The following is a 17,582-nucleotide window of genomic DNA, read 5'->3' as shown; positions in this document are numbered from 1 at the left end:
CGAATCAAAAGATCGTTGATGTGGGTTTAGTCAATTAAGCGTGAGTACAGTTATATGAGCAACTATAGATACGTCAACTACAGACAAAAGAGCTATAGATGAGGAACCACTTGTTTGCGACCTACACCCATCAATACCTTCAAAGTACCTTGTGGAGTGTCAATCGAGAACGGTGTGGAGACTTCAACTACTGCAAAGCCGGCTGCACTCAATACATTCTCTGAGCGCTGTTGGCTAACACCGTAGTCTTCACTGTCACTTTCCAAGTACCAATCCCAGTGTACAAACGTGCCGTCATTTTCAAGCAGCGTGTAAATCAGACTGACTGTGTCTTGTAGGTTCGGGATAAAACCACACACCGAAGAAGCTACCACTAGGTCAAACTGGTTTCTGAATGCTGGGTGTTGGGCTGCAAGTCCGCGCGATAAGATATCAACGACAGGCTCTACATTAGACAGCTCTTTTTTATCTAACTCTTCAATCATCCTTTCTGAGATATCGAGAGCGATGATCTCTTTTGCAAAAGGAGATATTTTCTGGCTGAGTAATCCTGTACCACAACCAAAATCAAGGACACGGGTTCCGTTCAAATCAACGAGCTGCGTTAACTGGTCAAATGCGGACTGTGCGAATACAGCAGTAGCGGGATCTTTATCCCAATCCAGTGCGTACTCGTCCCATTGTTTCGCCATCATGGCCTCCATCTTTACTTCTTGTAGGTTCGGAACGCCCCCAGAATAAACCAAATTAGTCAATTCGTCATAGAGTTATCATGCAAAGATGGACTATTTCTAAGATAGTCAGCACAATATTCAGATAATATGCACTGCCACCCGCTCAATATGGAAATGAAATGAACCTTTCTCAAGTCCAAGCCTTTTGTTCAGTTGCTGATTTAGGATCAGTCTCTGAGGCTGCTCGACAGCTAGAATGCAACCGAACCAAACTGAGCATGTCGATCAAAGCCTTGGAAAAAGAGTTAGACGTCGAACTGTTTGTTCGCAGTGGCAACCACGTTGAGCTTTCTGAAGCAGGCAAAGCTATCTACAAAGATTGCGAAGGCATGTTAGTGACAGCTGCACGCATTAAGCAAACCTGCTTACATGTTTCGGGTGAATTCAACGCCGAAATTTGGATCGCACGCGATGACTCCCTACCCGATGAAATGTGGCAAAGTTTATCGCACGCCCTAAACAACAAATACCCTTCCACTTCTTTCAATTTCGTTCTCGCTTCTAGCGGCGACTTGGCTAATCTTGTCGAAACCCAGCAAGTTGATTTTGCATTTGGTGTCGATTACGAGCGTGTAGACGACCCAAGAATTATCTACAACCCACTCGGCAAGATCCGAATGATGTCGGTATGTAAGAAAGGACATGATTTAAGTGCGATGCGAAGAGTGTCGGATGAAGTACTAAGAAATTCGATGCAAGCGACGATGGTTTATCTTAATGAAAAAGATAACCCTGAGCTTGAGCCCTTCTCTCGCCGATACATAGGCTTCTCTAGCTTCGACTTTATGTTGGATACGATTCTACGAGAAGATGCATGGGGCGTAATGCCTGAGCCATTGATACGCCATTTATTACGTGAACAGGAACTGGCGGTGATCAAGCACACTTATGGCTTGACTCAAGAAGACTACTGTATGTTTACCGCGGCAGGTATGGCGGAACACCCAGGTATGAATTGGTTAGCGGATCAGATCAGCGATTACTTGTTTGATTTTTAAAGTGTCAGATAATGTTCTATCTCGATACTTGAAATCATCTAACAAATAGAAAGCTCTCCTTTAGAAGACCATCACGTGATCCACTAAATAACGTCCGTCTTCTTCAACCAGCACCATTTCTGCCACAAACTCACCTTTCGCAATGGTATACGCCTGCTTCCAAACAAAGGCGATGGAATCGGAGCGTCTGAATAGCGCAACTGGCTCACGTTCAGCAAAAAATCCGTTGCTGTGCTGATAATGATGACACACCTTTTCCAGATACTCAGACGTCACAATATCCTTCATGCGCTGCGTAAAGTCTCGGCAGTGTTGAGCATGGTCAACCTTGGTGGAGCCGTCCATCAAGTTGTCCATTATCGGGTTAGCAATCGCCCACAACTCGCTATCGTTGAGATCATCAAATTTCATCTTCATCCACTCCTTTTCAAGTTCCACTCAGCTTTACGCTCAAGGTTCAAACCCAAGTTTAAGGTATAAGGTTTCAGTGCGATTTCTGTAACCTTAACACCCTGACCCTTTACACAGCGAGCCTATGAGACCTTCAAAACCTATGTGTTTTACTAATCATAAACCATTTAACGCCAGTTTCACATTTCCTAAAAAACAGTCATCGTCAACTTTACTGACACCAAAATCTATCGTTAAGCAATTGAATAGTAATAACTTTAATATAAAACGGGTTGCCGACATATAAACGTCATCAGATAAAGTTTGTAAAGCTAGCTCAATATTAGAACAATGAAGTTATCAAAAACATCTGGAAAATATTATGTGTGACAGGAAAAGCCAAAACGAAAACCGAGTACTATTGTTCTCAGCCCTTTTAGCATCAGGCTTTGCAATTGGCGGATTGGTGTTGGGTCTTCTCGTTGGCTCTCTAGTCATAGTATTTGACGGTGTCTATTCTCTTATCAGTTTACTGTTAACTTTATTGTCACTAGCTGCTTCGAAATACATTAATCGCCCATCAGACAGGGAGTTCCCATTCGGTCGAGCTATCATTGAGCCAATCGTAATCGCGATTAAAGCAATTGTGATTCTGCTTGTGGTCGGTTATTCGCTTTACTCCGCGATTGGTGCTCTGATGACAGGCGGTCGTGAAGTCGATGCTTCTATCGCAACTCTGTTTGGTATTTTCAACGTATTAGGTTGTGGTTACGCTTGGTGGTACATCGCCAACAAGAGCAAACGTATTTCTTCAGGTTTGATTCAAGCTGAGTCTAAACAGTGGCAGATGGATACACTTTTGAGTGTGGCAGTAACGGCAGGTTTCGTTGTTGCTTGGTTGGTAGCTTACTCTCCGTTTGCAGAGTACGCGGTATATGCCGACCCAATGATGATGTTGTTAATGTCTTTCTACTTCATCAAAGTTCCGTTCGACATGTTACGAGAAGCAATGCGTGAACTGCTGATGATGTCGGCAACCAAAGATATTTGTGATGCGGTAGATAAGAATGTTGTCGCTGTGGACAAAGATGCGGATCAAGATTTGGAGTTAATGGGCGTGACTAAGATTGGCCCGGAACTAAGAATCAACGTTGATATTCATACCAACGACCAACAAGCGATTGCGGTCGATGATATTGAACGTACGCGCCGCCAACTTAAGCGACGCCTATCTAAGATGCCATATGAGCTTCAATTGAATCTCAATATCGCGAGTTAAAAGTCCAAGAGTTAAACAGTCAGTCTCTCGCTAACTTAAGACTCTGATTGAACCTCTTCAGAAGCCGACGCCTTAGCCGTCGGCTTTTCTCTGGTTACCCACCAGCAAGCCAGTGAACCAATCGTCACCATACAAACACCCTGCCAAAAACTCATGCTCAATGACAAACCTAGAATCATAGAAGACAATAAGGTCGCGAAGATGGGCGTGAAATACGACATAGTGGCGAGGAAGACCATATTGCCACCGAGTATCGCCGTGTTCCAAAGCGCGTAACCAGCCCCCATACAAGCCCCAGCAAGCACTAAATCAATCGCTGCACATGAAGTCATCACCATGCCGGTTTCATCACTCAATGCGTATTTGATCCACAGAGTGACCGCGGTAGCGATAAAGAAAAGCACAATCGCATTCTGCCCTTTAGCAACGCGTTGGGTGTAATTGCAATACACAGCCCAAATAATCGCGCCGAAGAATGCCATCGAATAGGTTTTTGGATTCGTCGCAATATTGGCCGCGATTTGATCGATAGAAAGCCCCTGATCGCCGCTGATACTCCAAGCTACACCAAAGAACGCCAAAAAGATGCTTGGATAAACTAACCAGTTGATCTTTTTATCGCTAAGCAGTACCGCAAATAACACCGTTAGTGCTGGCCATAGATAGTTGATAACGGCCATTTCTAAGGCTTGATGTCGGCTGTTTGCCATTCCTAAAGCCAGAGCCAGGAAGATCTCGTAGCAAACGAATAAGGTACCACCGATCATCAAATACGATTTAGAGAAGCGCGACAGCTTAGGTAACCCCATAACACAGACCAACAGCAGTGAGCTCACCGTATAAAGACTGGCTGCGCCACCAATTGGGCCCAGTTGTTCTGAAACACTACGAGACAATGCAATTAAGCAGCTCCAAAGTAAAATGGCAGCAATACCGTAGCAGCTATGGCGATGAGATTTCAGCACGCCTCTTCCTTCTTTTTATTGTAATTGGGTAATCAAAGTGAGCTTAAAGCAAAGATAGGCTTAAGCACCACTATCGATAAGTTGCAGTAAGTAAAAATAAGTAGCCGAGCACATAACTGTACTCGGCTATCAATCATTCACTCAAAAATCTAAAAGCAATTAGCTATTATGCCAATAGAAGTGCTTGCAGGTCAGCCAGAGACTTAACCTGATAGTGTGGGTTAATACCCGCTGGCGTTGCTTTCTCTTGGCTGTTCAACCAACAGGTCTCAATACCAAAATCCAAGCCACCTAAAATATCAGAATGTGGGTTGTCCCCGACCATCAATACGCGCTGCTTCGATGGCAATCCAATCAGCTTATGTGCATGTTCAAAAATTTCAGCGTCTGGTTTAGCAACACCGACTTCCTCAGAAATGATCACATACTCAAAGTAGTCCGTCATTCCTGTTCGTTCTAAACGGATAGATTGCAGCTCGGTGAAACCATTCGTAATGATGCCCATGTTCACTTTGCCTTTTAATGACTCCATCAACTCTTTTGCACCAGGAAGCAGAGAACAAATGTCTGCCATTGCGGTCAAAAATGCGCTGTTTAATGCTGCTGTTGTTGTCTCTAACTTTGCTGCCCAGGTTTCAAAACGCGCGTGCTTCAGTTGTGCCGCCGTAATGCGGCCATCTTGGTAATCAACCCATAACGGCAAATTAACCTCTTGATAAACTGAATAATCCTGTTCGCTAAAGTCCACGCCAAAACGGGAGAACATCAGCTTCATTCCTTGAAAAGCATCAAAGTGGAACAAGGTTTCATCTGCATCAAAGAATATCCAATCGTACTTCATTTTATGTCCTATTATTCGCGCGGTTGAGCTGTGCTTGTATTTATTTTCTCGTTGCCTCAAAGGCCAGATGTGCATTCTACTATCAATTTTGTGAGCCTGAATATAGTTCTAATAATTTATAGAAAACAAACAACAAGTCATGATGTATCGCAAATTTTGCCACATATTAAACCAATACCATACAAGAAATACCCTTAAGTACCGGGAGGTACCATGAAGCACTTCTTACCGTCATCCGTCATGCTCACCCCATTCCTTGTAAAGTATTATGATCAAGAACCAGAAGACACCTCTGATGCCTTAGATACCGATGAGCCTCAACAACCTCAAATTGAAGCTAACGATGACTCAAGTAAACCTTCGACACAAACTGAACTTGAACCGACTTTGAGTGAGTAATCTTTACTTTTCATGGTTATAGATCGCCATTCTGTTCTTAAGTCAATCAATAGTTCGCTTTCCATTGCTGACAATAAACACATAAGAAAACCATAAAAACGATTGCTATATGAGCCCTATCACAACGCATAGCCACAAAGTGGTAGTTCGGAATCAAAGTTGTTCCAGATCAATGGTCGACCAGTTGATTGCCGACAACATGTAGGAAATTAAAAAATCATAATTAACGGAGTTTTCCAATGTCTACTGCATTTTATATCCCTACAATCAACTTCATGGGTACTGGCTGTTTGAAAGATGCTGCTGATAGCATTCAGTCTCAAGGCTTCAAAAAAGGTCTGATCGTTACGGATAAGATCCTTAACCAAATTGGTGTGGTTAAACAGGTACAAGACCTACTTAGCCAACGCGGCGTAGACGCAGTTGTATTCGACGGCACTCAACCCAACCCAACCATCACGAACGTTAACGATGGTCTTGAATTACTAACTGACAACGATTGTGATTTCGTTGTTTCTCTAGGTGGCGGTTCTCCACACGATTGTGCAAAAGGTATCGCTCTAGTTGCTTCTAACGGTGGCAAGATTGCAGACTACGAAGGCGTTGATCAGTCAGAAAAACCAATGATGCCTCTAATTGCTATCAACACAACAGCAGGTACAGCTTCTGAAATGACGCGTTTCTGCATCATTACTGACGAAGCTCGTCACATTAAGATGGCTATCGTTGATAAACACACAACACCACTTATCTCAGTAAACGATCCTGAGTTGATGCTTGCTAAACCTGCATCACTAACGGCTGCAACAGGCATGGATGCGTTAACACACGCAATCGAGGCTTACGTTTCTATCGCAGCAACGCCAATCACAGACGCAGTAGCAATTAAAGCAATTGAACTTGTGCAAGCACACCTAAGAACAGCCGTAGCGCACGGCGAAGACATTGAAGCTCGTGAGCAAATGGCTTACGCACAGTTCATGGCTGGCATGGCATTCAACAACGCTTCATTGGGTTACGTTCATGCAATGGCGCACCAACTGGGTGGTTTCTACGACCTTCCACACGGTGTATGTAACGCTATCTTGCTACCACACGTTCAACGCTACAACGCGCAAGTTTGCCCAGAGCGTCTACGTGACGTTGCAAAAGCGATGGGTGTGAATATTGAAGGCATGACACCAGAGCAAGGCGCAGAAGCGGCTATCAACGCGATTGTTCAACTAGCAAACGATGTCAATATCCCAACGGGTATCGCGCAGCTTGGTGCTAAGCTAGAAGACATCCCGACTCTTTCTGACAACGCACTAAAAGACGCTTGTGGTTTCACTAACCCTAAACAAGCAACTCACGAAGAAATCTCAGCGATCTTCGAAGCAGCAATGTAATCTAGCGACAAGTTATTCGAGCTAGAAACACGCGGCTCTTGCTAAAAACAAATAGTTAAACAAACGGGCTCACCTTCTGAGCCCGTTTTCTTTTATCTGTCGATACCTTTCAGACCTTTACCCTCATCACTAATCAGTAGCGACTAATCACTAACTACTCACCACTAAAAAGTCGCATTGTTGCGATCGCTTGGTTATAGTCAATCTATTGATATATAGAATGACAAACAGGTTCCATTGAGTCGTTGGATAGTTAACACCTCATTATTAGCTTCGCTCGTTGCCCACTCCGCCCAAGCAGAGGAACCAAACGAGTGTCACAGTCAGCCGTTAGAAGACGCCCCTGTCGAAAAGGCTTACCACTACCTAAACAGTAAATTTTGCCAACCCGCATTGTGGTTTGACAGCTTTTTTGTGGATGATCGTATGACTGAAGATGCGCGAGCGGGCACCTCTGTACGTTGGTACAATGACTTTACTTACATTGAGGGAGGTGATGTTGAATACAACACCAAACTCAAAGCTCGCTTGCACTTGCCCTTTGTCAGTAAACGCTTGAAGTTAATCTATGAATCGGTTGGCGATGAAGAGTTCTTGGATTTCTTTCCGCAAGATTCAGATGAATTAGAAAGCGCACTCGGCCTACGTTACGATGCTTATGCCAAGGGTTACAGTAGCTTCAATATTAAAGCGACACTGCGTCCTCGTATTGAAGCTCGCTACCGTTTTACCTACCCTCTAACAACCGACGTCATATTCAGGCTTACTCAACGTTTGTATCAAGAAAAACACGAAACTGGGGAGATCACCGATATCGATTTTGATCTTTCTTTAAGTGATGACTTCTTAGCGCGATGGTCGAACTTTGCAGGCTATAACGACGACCTTAAAGGCTGGGACTACGGCACGGGGCTAACTTTGTATCACTATCTTTCTCAAGACCAAGCTCTGCAATACAGCGCCACTATCACAGCAACCAGCGAACCGTATAACCACTACGAATATTCACAGGTGTCGATAACCTACCGAGAAAACATTTGGAAAGAGTGGCTATTCTACGAACTGATTCCGCGCTATCAATGGGAACGAGAGCCCTATGAGAAACATACCGAAGAAGCCAACATCACTCTTCGACTTGAAGTCCTGTTCAACAATGTCTAATTAAATAATATCTAGTTAAACAGTGCCTAGCCCACTAGCGTCTAGTTGGTGTTTGTGAGATGTGGGCATAGTGATATAGGAACCGAGGCACAAAAAAAGCACATCATGTGATGTGCTTTTTCAGTTCTATCTAAGACTTAAGCTGTAGCCTTAACCTTTGTAGTTTCTTACTCGTGCCGCTTCTGCTTCACGCTTGTCGACAACTGTTTTGCCGATTGGCGCCAATGAGATAACCGCTAGCTTAAGATGCTGAATCGCAAACGGAATACCAATGATAGTAATGAAACACGCCACTGCTGACATGATGTGGCCAATCGCAAGCCAGATTCCTGCAAATAAGAACCAAATAATGTTACCAATCATACCTAGCGGGCTGGTACCGATGTCAGTTTCATTCGTCAATTCATCACGAGAAATCGCTTCTTGACCGAATGGGAAGAATGAGAAATTACCCATTACAAAACACGCTCTACCCCATGGGATACCAACGATGGTGAGGAATGCGAGCAGTCCGAAGAACCACCAAGCCAGTCCCATAAATACGCCACCAAACAGAAACCAAATGATGTTTCCTATTGTTCTCATGTTGTCTTCTCCAAATCTTTGAATGCTGTTTATTTCATATGCCGAATAAGGCAATACTTGTTCTAATAGGTTCATTATTATTGAGTCTTTATGAACCGCTTATGAATCGCCTACATTTTCTGTGATTGATACACACCACGAAACGCCAAATCCGCGTAGGGATCATCGATTTTATTTGATACCATACTCGTAGATTTTATGGGATATCACAAAGATAAATAGATCCTGCGACTGATATTATCATGGCTACATTTAATCATTACGTAATTCAGTGGTCATCAATAGCGCAGACTCGACAACTAATTTAAGGCCGAACTTATGAACAACACTGAGCAACCTAAAAAGAAAATGAAAAACTGGGTGCCAATCGTCTTCTTCGGACTTCTCAGCACGGTGCCTGTATTCATGTTTTTAGTCGATGTGTACATCAACCAATATATGTAACAAGCCCCACTATCCTATTGGCGTAAAATGAATACAGGAAGCATGCCCTGTATTCATCTCAGTTAGCCAACTTCTGCTGCAATCAATTCAACTCTTCGTTAATTAAATCAGCTCTTCGTTAATAAAATCTAGAATGTCGATCAGCTCATGATCGGGTAAATTCAATAAGTTATCACCCACATACCACTCAATTTTACATTGATTTGGTAGCTCGCTCATTGCTGGGTTTCCTATCCAAATCTTATGCTTCTTAGCAATATTGTCTCTTGCGATAATGCCGTCTTCATAACTTACGGGTAAATAAAGATGCAGCATATTTACTTGAGGCTGCTGCGGATTAATCGTGAATTGAGGGTAATCTTGTAATATCTGGTAAACCTGAATGGTGCGTTCATACAAAGCAGGCATCATCTCGAGTCGTTGATCAAACTGCATTGCTGCCGAAACCACATAAGGCGTGCGATGATAAACATTCCCACCCTGACGCTTCATCCATGCCGCTGCTTTTGCTACGAAAGCCTTATCACCTAATAGCAGCGAACCACCAAGGCCGTTTAACCCTTTATAGAGCGACACATAAGCGGTATCGAAACCTTGAGCGATCTCGCTATATGACTTTTGATAATACGCGCCGCACTCCCACAAACGAGCCCCATCCATATGCAGATGAATCGATTGTTCTTTGCAGTACTGCTTTATCGCTTCAAGCTCATCCCACTCAGGAAGCTGCCCGCCGATTTCACGCATTGGAAGTTCATAAAGCGCAGCTGCAATTTCGTCTGGCCAAGCCTTCAGGTCATCTACGTTCCAAGTTCGGAACACGTTGCCAACAGGAAGTACGTTGAAACGGTTCTGGAGCTGATACCCTTGGCGTTCATGGCGCATGATATGGCTGGATTCATGCATAGCCACTAAAGGGTTTCTTTTTTCTTGGCAAGCAATCTCTAGTGCTGTTGGTTGGTTCATGGTGCCTGTAATCACAAACACGGCGGCCTCATAGCCGAGCAAATCAGCTACTTTGTTTTCGAAACTCTCAATAAAATCGCCATCACCATAGGTATCGTGAGTCACATCATGTGTTTCGCACCATTCAGCCATTTGCGCAAAGGTTTGAGCTGGTGTTGGATCGAAGTGGCCAGAAAGCAGCAAGTTACATTGTTGACGCAAGTCCGTGCTCATAGCTTTTCCTTTGTTCATTGTTGTTCTATGTAGGGTGATTGAATTATTTACGTTGTCCGTCAACCGTGACATAAAATGCGCCTATTCGCTTTTATTATTCGCGAATAATTAGTTTTACTCAGTCATAGGCAGGATGTGCCAAAAACACAAAAACTGACGTGTGTTTTATACCCGATTTCAGATAATAAGTACGACACTCAAAAACCACCCGCATCTGAAGAGATGAGTATGGGCTAATTCGTTGTTCTTCAATCATTCTTCTATTATTGTATATCTATAATTCCAATAAACATTATTCGTTAATGGACAAAGAGGGCTATATGTCGAAAAATCGAGTCTTGGTGCTATTCGCCCACCCTTCTCAGCATCGCTCTGAAGCTAACAAACCCTTATTTGAGCAAGCCAAGCGCATTGATGGGGTAACCTGTGTCGATCTCTATGCAGAATATCCGACCTTCAAAATCAACATCGATCGTGAACAGAAACGCCTGTTAGACCATGACATCATCATTTTTCAATTCCCACTATATTGGTACTCAACACCCGCGATTCTCAAAGAGTGGCAAGACCTTGTCCTAGAATACGGATTTGCCTATGGCACTGACGGTAATGAACTGCAAGGTAAAAGCTTGTTATGCAGTATCACCGCTGGCGGCAAGAAAGATGCTTATCAAACTGATGGCTATAACCACTTCACGATACGTGAACTGCTTCACCCAATCGAACAAACGGCTTCTTTATGCGGCATGAACTACTTAGCCCCATTGGCTTTGTTTGGTTCACGAACTGCGTTGGAAGAAGGCCGAATTCAAGATCACGTAAACAGCTATAAAACGCTTTTAGAGGCTTTTGTTGCTGGCGAAGTCGACCTTAAAAAGGCAAGCAAGGCTGAAAAGCTAAACCACTACGTTGATGAAATGATGAGCAGAGGTTAGATCATGACAGGATATTTTCTACAAGCATTTATCTATTTGCTCGCGGCAGTCATCGCTGTCCCTATCGCCAAAAGGCTTGGCCTCGGTTCTGTGCTTGGTTACCTGATTGCCGGTGTAGTGATTGGTCCAATTATTGGCTTAGTTGGCGAAGAGACCACAACCATTCAACACTTTGCCGAATTCGGTGTGGTGATGATGTTGTTCTTAGTCGGGCTGGAACTTGAGCCTAAGATGCTTTGGGCAATGAGAAACCGTCTTATGGGGCTCGGCGGCTTACAAGTCGGCGGCACAACGGCCATTGTCATGGGTATTGCATTGTTCTTCGGGCAACCTTGGACGATCGCTCTCACCATTGGCTTGATCTTCGCGCTTTCATCTACCGCGATTGTTCTTCAAACGTTTAATGAGAAAGGGCTATCAAAGACAGAAGGCGGTAAGAATGCTTTCTCGGTCTTACTATTCCAAGATATCGCCGTCATTCCTATGTTGGCATTCATTCCCTTACTAGCTCTTCCTGAACTGGTTGCCTTGGCAGAAAGCGCTGCACAAACTGCAGCACATCACGATGAGTTAAGTTTGGTTGCAGGCTTACCAAGTTGGGCATATGGCCTTGTTATTACGGCTTCCATCGCAATCGTGGTTGTAGGCGGACATTACCTAAGTCGTCCACTCTTCCGCTTTGTTGCAAGCTCTGGCCTACGTGAGATCTTCACTGCAACGGCACTGATGTTGGTTATTGGTATTGCCGCGCTGATGAGCCTTGTTGGTTTGTCTCCAGCGCTTGGGACATTCTTAGCAGGCGTTGTACTTGCCAACAGCGAATTCAGACACGAACTGGAATCGAACATTGACCCATTCAAAGGGCTGTTGCTTGGTCTGTTCTTCATTACGGTAGGTGCTGGGATCGATTTTGGTGTTCTGTTTAACGACTTTGGGCTCATCATTGGTTTAACGCTGGGTGTAATGGCACTCAAAGCATTAGTACTGTTCACACTGGCGCTAATCTTTAAAATCAAAAATAGCGACCGATGGTTGTTTACGTTGAGCTTGGCGCAAGCCGGTGAGTTTGGTTTTGTACTACTGAGCTTCTCAGCCCAAAACCATGTGCTGCCCTCTGATATTGTTCAAACACTGTCGCTGGTTGTCGCCCTTTCGATGTTCTTAACTCCTGGCTTGTTCATCCTGTTTGATAAAGTAATTCTGCCTCGTTACGAACAAAAATCTAACGACCGTGAAGAAGATACCATCGAAGAGAAAGGCACGGTCATCATTGCTGGTATTGGCCGATTCGGTCAGATCGTTAACCGCTTATTGGTATCGAATGATGTCAATACTGTGGTTCTCGATCACCAAGCCAACCAAGTAGATTTATTACGCTCCATCAATATCAAATCTTACTTTGGTGATGCGACTCGTCACGACTTATTGCATACCGCAGGAATTGAAGAAGCCGCAATGCTTGTCGTCGCTATCGATAACCAAGACTCAAGCGTTGAATTAGTGAAATACGTTAAACACACCTACCCTAAAGTGAAAATCTTAGCGCGAGCATTCGACCGTGGTCACAGCTATCGCCTAAGAGAAGCCGGTGCCGATTTTGTAGAATCAGAAACGTACCACTCAGCACTCGAAATGGGGGCAGAAGCCTTGCGTTCTTTAGGTCACCACCCATTCTTCGTTGAACAGCAAAAATCAACGTATCAGCGTGTTGAAAGTCGTAAGTCTGAAAAGCTCTACCAAGCTTGGTCTGAAGCGGAAGAGAACCCACGCTACGACAACAACTACCGACAGATCTTTATTCATCTAGAAGAAGCAATGAAAGAAGATATGAAAAAAGATCGCTCAGATAAGCACTCTCGCTCAGAACGAGGTTGGACACCGCCACCGAAAGGCTATGCTGACGGCTTTGAGGAAGAAGAAAGCTAAGCGGGAATTCTAATAAACACTCTAAGTAACCATTAAAAAAGCGGCTCTCGGGCCGCTTTTTCATTGTCTAGATACGAACAGCGCGACCGATGAAGCCAAAACACCGGACCTGAATCAGATGAACCACGAGATTTATGTGATCCAGTTATAATTTTCAATCTCAAGCTACCCGTCAAAAATGAATTCAGTTTTTACAATTATGAAACATTACCTCATTGTATAAACCATACCTTAAACATGGCTATATATGCACTCATTTTAGCGACTCACTTGCCAACTAAAATCGCAATGACCATTTTCAGGGGTTTGAATAACATTGCATATATCAAAATCAGCCTGCCTCACCCCAACAAAATCATTCACAGAACCAATAAATTACGCGCTACATTCACAAATACAAACCATTTGAATTAACATAAACGTTTCAATATGTGTCTATCGTTACAATTTGTAACGAATGGAAGTTATCGGTATAGTCCTGCAATTCAAAAAGTGAGACCTTTGCGCTCACCTTAAAGGAGATATAATAATGATTACTAATGATGCTGTAATAATGGGCATGTTAGCTGTTATTCTTGGCGGTGTTTTTATCACGGAAAGTAGCCAAAATAGCGCACTGAAAAAATTCTACTCGTTCGTTCCGGGTTTATTGCTCTGTTACTTTGTTCCTTCATTGTTGAACAGCTTCGGCATCATTGATGCGTCAAACTCCAAGCTATACTTCGTAGCAAGTCGCTACCTACTGCCAAGTGCATTAGTTCTTCTGATCATCTCAGCAGACCTACGTAAGATTTTTGGACTAGGTTCGAAAGCCGTCATCATGTTCCTTACCGGTACTGTCGGCATCATCATTGGTGGTCCTCTGGCTATCTTGATCATCGACCAAATCAACCCTGACCTTGTATCTGGTGACGTATGGCGAGGCCTAACAACCGTTGCAGGTTCTTGGATTGGCGGTGGTGCAAACCAAGCCGCTATGAAAGAAGTATTTGAGGTTGATGACCAACTCTTCTCTGCAATGATTACAGTAGACGTTATCTGCGCAAACATTTGGATGGCCGTATTACTTATCATGGCTGGTCGTCAGAAGAAGATTGACGCATGGTTAAAAGCAGATACTTCATCTATCGAAGAGCTAAAAGAGACGGTTTCTAAATACCAAGAAGAGAACGCTCGCCCAACGACCACAACCGATCTAATGAAGATCACGGGAATTGCATTCGGTCTTACCGGCCTAGCTCACCTATTCAGTGACCTAATCGCACCTTGGATTTCGACCAACGCACCAGAACTCGCGAAATACAGCCTTACATCAGGTTTCTTCTGGTTAATCGTAATGGTAACAACGTTCGCGCTCATCGCATCATGCTTCAAATCAACACGCAGCCTTGAGCACAGTGGCGCATCAAAAGTAGGCTCGGCATTCATCTACATCCTAGTTGCAACCATCGGTATGCAAATGGATGTGACGGCTATCTTAGACAATCCAGGCTACTTCTTCATTGGTATCACATGGCTAACTATCCATGCCATTCTAATGATTGTGATGGCAAAGCTTATCCGCGCACCATTGTTCTTCATGGCAGTTGGTAGCCAAGCTAACGTTGGTGGCGCAGCATCGGCTCCTATCGTAGCGGCGGCATTCCACCCGGCATTGGCTCCAGTAGGTATCCTAATGGCGGTACTTGGTTACGCACTAGGCACATACGGCGCTTACATCTGTGGCCTAATCATGCAGGCTGCAGCGGGTTAATAGAGTTTCACCAAACAATTCATTGAATATAAAAATCCGATATTGGTTCGCCAATATCGGATTTTTTATTTGCGTTACCAAGACGCACTGAAACAGGAATTACAACTTAAATTTATGCTGATATTTGATTATTAGAACTTATCAAACGGCTATTTCTACTTCCTTCCTAAAACAAAATCGATTAATTACTCTTCCCTTCTACTCTCTTTGCATTGTTTACATTCAAACTAATTTAACGTCGGTTAAATTTATACATACATCTGTCATATTGCGCAGCAAGCCGTATGTGTTTAGCATCTATCCCCATAGAGAAAATTAAACTAAAGAGAAGAACTTCAACAAAAAAGAATGTATGGCGACAAACCAAGTCCTGCAAGATTGAAAGTCGCCACCCACAAAACTGTATAACAATAAATATATGAATGGTTATAAAATGAAACTATCCCAAATTACTTCTCTCAAAGAACCAAACTCTCCCACAAAGAACACTTTCCTCTAGGAGCAGGAATGAAGAATTGGAAAGTAAAATCGACAAAGCTTGATAAAGGTCAGTACCTAAATTATCGAATACGAGCGCACAGCATAAAGATTGACGCGAATGGACTGTTAGAGTTTTACGACATGGGTATCGTTGTATCTAGCTTTAGCAGTGACGAATGGTTTATCTGCTACCAAACCAATGTATTCGGCTACACCAAGAAAAGCCACTGCAACCCATTTCAATTTGCTCACTGTAAACAGCTGAAAGAGACAGAAGAAGCAAGACAAGAGATTGTCACGAACTCGCCATTAGCGCTCTTTATTAAGAATCGAAAATGTAGACCAAATCCGGTTGGTAGAAAACCAAATTCATAGTTAGTTTAAATTACGAGGAATATACAGAATGAGAAATATCCTTGATAAATTTAAAAAAGATATTGGAGTGTGGTTATTCTTAATTGTCATCTTTGGTTATTTTGTTTATGCCTCATTAAGTATATGTTGGGTCGAGATTTTCAGTTAAATGGCTAAAGCAACCTCTAGTAATGTCAATACTGAACCTTTAGCCTATTTAATGTCACAAAAGAAATCCAACTAATCGAATAAAGACGCTAGCTTATTTTCCACCACAGGGCTGATATTAAAGCTCAACATAAAATCAGGACGTGTTTCTTCGTCTTTCTCAAGGTAATAGTTCGCTTCAATGCCGAACTTCCAAGGGCGTCCGTTCAGGACCGTAGTTTTACTAACGCTGATATTTAACGGAATTTCCGCCTGATCCTTATTCCAGTCATACGAGAATGTCGGTGCAGAGCCTACCGTCCAACCACCACCTAATATTTCCACCCAAAAGACTTGAGTCGATGTCCTGTTGATTCGAGTATCAGAATGTTCGGCTCCGTCTCCAGACACACCATATAAGTGGTTGGGGAACATACCTACAACTCGTTCACTACTCGCCTTCCCGAGCATAAACTCAGGCCCGATAGCAAATTGATCCGCTGTTAAATCATTACTCCCCGTTGGCAAAGAAGCAAAGAGACCAAAAGCAACAATAGTACCCCCCTCAATTTTAGGCGCATAAGCTAAATCAAATGAGATGTCTGTAACGCCAGACTGATCCATATCCTGTGCGCTTGCCGGCCTGTCCTCATGAAAACCATTTTGCACATAAGAAATAGCCGGACGGAAGATCACTTTGTCACCATTATCCATAGGAAATGGCAGAGTCGGCTGCAGAACCGTAGCAAAACTATCCCCTCCTCCATCATACCCAGCAGAATATTGAAGTTTTAGGTTAAGGCTAGCGTAAGCTGTGTTGGGGTTTGCAAGTTCCTTTGCTGCCTGTTCTGCTGCTTGGTCGCTTTCAGTTTTCGAAATGTCGATCTTAGCGGTCGCAAAATTCGGCGTTAATAATATTCCCGTTATTATCAGTGCAAGTGGTTTACAAGCCATTGAAGCCCTCTTTAAAAGTTAAACGCGGTGTATTGCGCGTATTTTAAGGATTGCCGGTATTCAAAATGGCCATTCAGCGACATCGAATAATTACGGAGGAATTACAGATTAAGTATGAAGAGAAGTTGTCGAGTAAAAAGCAGAGTGTTCTCGATAAACATTCTGCCCTATTTACAATTTGATGAACTAAGTAGTAGCGATTACTTTAACGTTTACCATCCACTGCTATTGAAATAATAGTGCCTTAGAGCTTAACCATCATTCACTCATCTCAAGTGAGTAACTAAGCAGACGACTTTCCGTTAGTGACAGGTAATCATTAGATAAGAAGAGTCACTATTTAATCATCTTTGTTGGTGCTGTCGTACACCAAAAAAAGTTTAACGAATCTGGAATGCAAACTTCTGATTCATTACCAATCTCTTTTACTGCGATATAACGGTTTTGTGAGCCAATATAGTTCGTCGTTTCCGCCGCGACAGGGCGATATAGTTCATAACCGTCTTTCATACCCATTTGCTCGTAAACTCCGGGCTGATAGGAAGTCAGAAGAGCAGCGTTGGAAACTTCTTCTAGCAACAGAATCTGCTTACCCGTTTCCACATGAGTCACATTAGTACAGCCTGTTAAAACTAAAGCTAGTGAAGCGAGCGCGAGTACACGTTTCATG

18 protein-coding genes are annotated in these 17,582 nt (G+C 43.3%); 10 read left to right on the top strand and 8 right to left on the bottom strand.

Annotated elements, in window-relative coordinates; all coding sequences use genetic code 11:
* Positions 1-92: 92 nt before the first annotated feature.
* The gene (locus IHV80_RS19755; protein WP_192892181.1) at positions 93-692 is read right to left on the bottom strand and encodes a class I SAM-dependent DNA methyltransferase; all 600 of its coding nucleotides are present in this window, start codon (positions 690-692) and stop codon (positions 93-95) included.
* A 161-nt stretch (positions 693-853) separates the two neighbouring features.
* Here IHV80_RS19755 and IHV80_RS19750 point away from each other — a divergent pair, with 161 nt between their 5' ends.
* Positions 854-1,732, top strand: a complete 879-nt coding sequence (locus tag IHV80_RS19750) for a LysR family transcriptional regulator (protein ID WP_009845583.1) — start codon at positions 854-856, stop codon at positions 1,730-1,732.
* 60 nt (positions 1,733-1,792) lie between these two features.
* Here IHV80_RS19750 and IHV80_RS19745 read toward each other — a convergent pair whose 3' ends face one another.
* Positions 1,793-2,143 (bottom strand): hypothetical protein, encoded by a 351-nt coding sequence (locus IHV80_RS19745; RefSeq protein WP_192892180.1) that lies wholly within the window; start codon positions 2,141-2,143, stop codon positions 1,793-1,795.
* A 361-nt stretch (positions 2,144-2,504) separates the two neighbouring features.
* Between IHV80_RS19745 and IHV80_RS19740 the strand changes: the two genes are divergently transcribed.
* A complete protein-coding gene (locus IHV80_RS19740) occupies positions 2,505-3,401 on the top strand; it encodes a cation diffusion facilitator family transporter (RefSeq protein WP_192891986.1) in 897 nt (298 codons plus the stop codon).
* Positions 3,402-3,436: 35 nt separating this feature from the next.
* Here IHV80_RS19740 and yddG read toward each other — a convergent pair whose 3' ends face one another.
* Both yddG and yjjG read right to left on the bottom strand, forming a co-directional pair.
* Complete coding sequence (gene yddG / locus IHV80_RS19735; RefSeq protein ID WP_192891985.1) at positions 3,437-4,366, bottom strand: aromatic amino acid DMT transporter YddG; 930 nt, start codon at positions 4,364-4,366, stop codon at positions 3,437-3,439.
* Between the two features lie 166 nt (positions 4,367-4,532).
* A complete protein-coding gene (yjjG, locus tag IHV80_RS19730; protein WP_192891984.1) occupies positions 4,533-5,207 on the bottom strand; it encodes a pyrimidine 5'-nucleotidase in 675 nt (224 codons plus the stop codon).
* A 213-nt stretch (positions 5,208-5,420) separates the two neighbouring features.
* On the opposite strand from yjjG, the gene IHV80_RS19725 reads away from it, so the two are divergent.
* The 3 genes from IHV80_RS19725 (at position 5,421) to IHV80_RS19715 (ending at position 8,155) form a co-directional block, all read left to right on the top strand.
* Positions 5,421-5,606 (top strand): hypothetical protein, encoded by a 186-nt coding sequence (locus IHV80_RS19725; RefSeq protein ID WP_192891983.1) that lies wholly within the window; start codon positions 5,421-5,423, stop codon positions 5,604-5,606.
* Between the two features lie 239 nt (positions 5,607-5,845).
* Positions 5,846-6,994, top strand: a complete 1,149-nt coding sequence (yiaY, locus tag IHV80_RS19720) for an L-threonine dehydrogenase (RefSeq protein ID WP_192891982.1) — start codon at positions 5,846-5,848, stop codon at positions 6,992-6,994.
* Between the two features lie 237 nt (positions 6,995-7,231).
* The gene (locus IHV80_RS19715) at positions 7,232-8,155 is read left to right on the top strand and encodes a hypothetical protein (RefSeq protein ID WP_192891981.1); all 924 of its coding nucleotides are present in this window, start codon (positions 7,232-7,234) and stop codon (positions 8,153-8,155) included.
* Between the two features lie 150 nt (positions 8,156-8,305).
* On the opposite strand, the gene IHV80_RS19710 is transcribed toward IHV80_RS19715, so the two are convergent.
* Positions 8,306-8,740 (bottom strand): YccF domain-containing protein, encoded by a 435-nt coding sequence (locus tag IHV80_RS19710; RefSeq protein WP_017075771.1) that lies wholly within the window; start codon positions 8,738-8,740, stop codon positions 8,306-8,308.
* A gap of 318 nt (positions 8,741-9,058) precedes the next feature.
* Between IHV80_RS19710 and IHV80_RS25355 the strand changes: the two genes are divergently transcribed.
* Complete coding sequence (locus IHV80_RS25355; protein WP_017060906.1) at positions 9,059-9,184, top strand: hypothetical protein; 126 nt, start codon at positions 9,059-9,061, stop codon at positions 9,182-9,184.
* Between the two features lie 102 nt (positions 9,185-9,286).
* Here the strand turns inward: IHV80_RS25355 and IHV80_RS19705 are convergent, their stop codons facing one another.
* Positions 9,287-10,363: a threonine aldolase family protein gene (locus IHV80_RS19705; protein WP_192891980.1), complete on the bottom strand. Its 1,077-nt coding sequence runs from the start codon at positions 10,361-10,363 to the stop codon at positions 9,287-9,289.
* A 320-nt stretch (positions 10,364-10,683) separates the two neighbouring features.
* Between IHV80_RS19705 and IHV80_RS19700 the strand changes: the two genes are divergently transcribed.
* The 4 genes from IHV80_RS19700 (at position 10,684) to IHV80_RS19685 (ending at position 15,832) form a co-directional block, all read left to right on the top strand.
* A complete protein-coding gene (locus IHV80_RS19700) occupies positions 10,684-11,298 on the top strand; it encodes an NAD(P)H-dependent oxidoreductase (protein WP_192891979.1) in 615 nt (204 codons plus the stop codon).
* Positions 11,299-11,301: 3 nt separating this feature from the next.
* Positions 11,302-13,224 carry a monovalent cation:proton antiporter-2 (CPA2) family protein gene (locus IHV80_RS19695; protein ID WP_192891978.1) on the top strand — a complete coding sequence of 641 codons (1,923 nt, stop codon included), beginning with the start codon at positions 11,302-11,304 and terminating at the stop codon, positions 13,222-13,224.
* Between the two features lie 529 nt (positions 13,225-13,753).
* A complete protein-coding gene (locus tag IHV80_RS19690) occupies positions 13,754-14,977 on the top strand; it encodes a DUF819 family protein (RefSeq protein WP_065112819.1) in 1,224 nt (407 codons plus the stop codon).
* A gap of 507 nt (positions 14,978-15,484) precedes the next feature.
* Positions 15,485-15,832 (top strand): hypothetical protein, encoded by a 348-nt coding sequence (locus tag IHV80_RS19685; protein ID WP_192891977.1) that lies wholly within the window; start codon positions 15,485-15,487, stop codon positions 15,830-15,832.
* A gap of 219 nt (positions 15,833-16,051) precedes the next feature.
* Here IHV80_RS19685 and IHV80_RS19680 read toward each other — a convergent pair whose 3' ends face one another.
* Both IHV80_RS19680 and IHV80_RS19675 read right to left on the bottom strand, forming a co-directional pair.
* Positions 16,052-16,912, bottom strand: a complete 861-nt coding sequence (locus tag IHV80_RS19680) for a hypothetical protein (RefSeq protein ID WP_192891976.1) — start codon at positions 16,910-16,912, stop codon at positions 16,052-16,054.
* 336 nt (positions 16,913-17,248) lie between these two features.
* The gene (locus tag IHV80_RS19675) at positions 17,249-17,581 is read right to left on the bottom strand and encodes a lipoprotein (protein WP_086712657.1); all 333 of its coding nucleotides are present in this window, start codon (positions 17,579-17,581) and stop codon (positions 17,249-17,251) included.
* Position 17,582: the final 1 nt, after the last annotated feature.

Source organism: Vibrio bathopelagicus (assembly GCF_014879975.1).
Taxonomy (GTDB): domain Bacteria; phylum Pseudomonadota; class Gammaproteobacteria; order Enterobacterales; family Vibrionaceae; genus Vibrio; species Vibrio bathopelagicus.
This window is presented reverse-complemented; position numbering and strand designations above follow the sequence as displayed.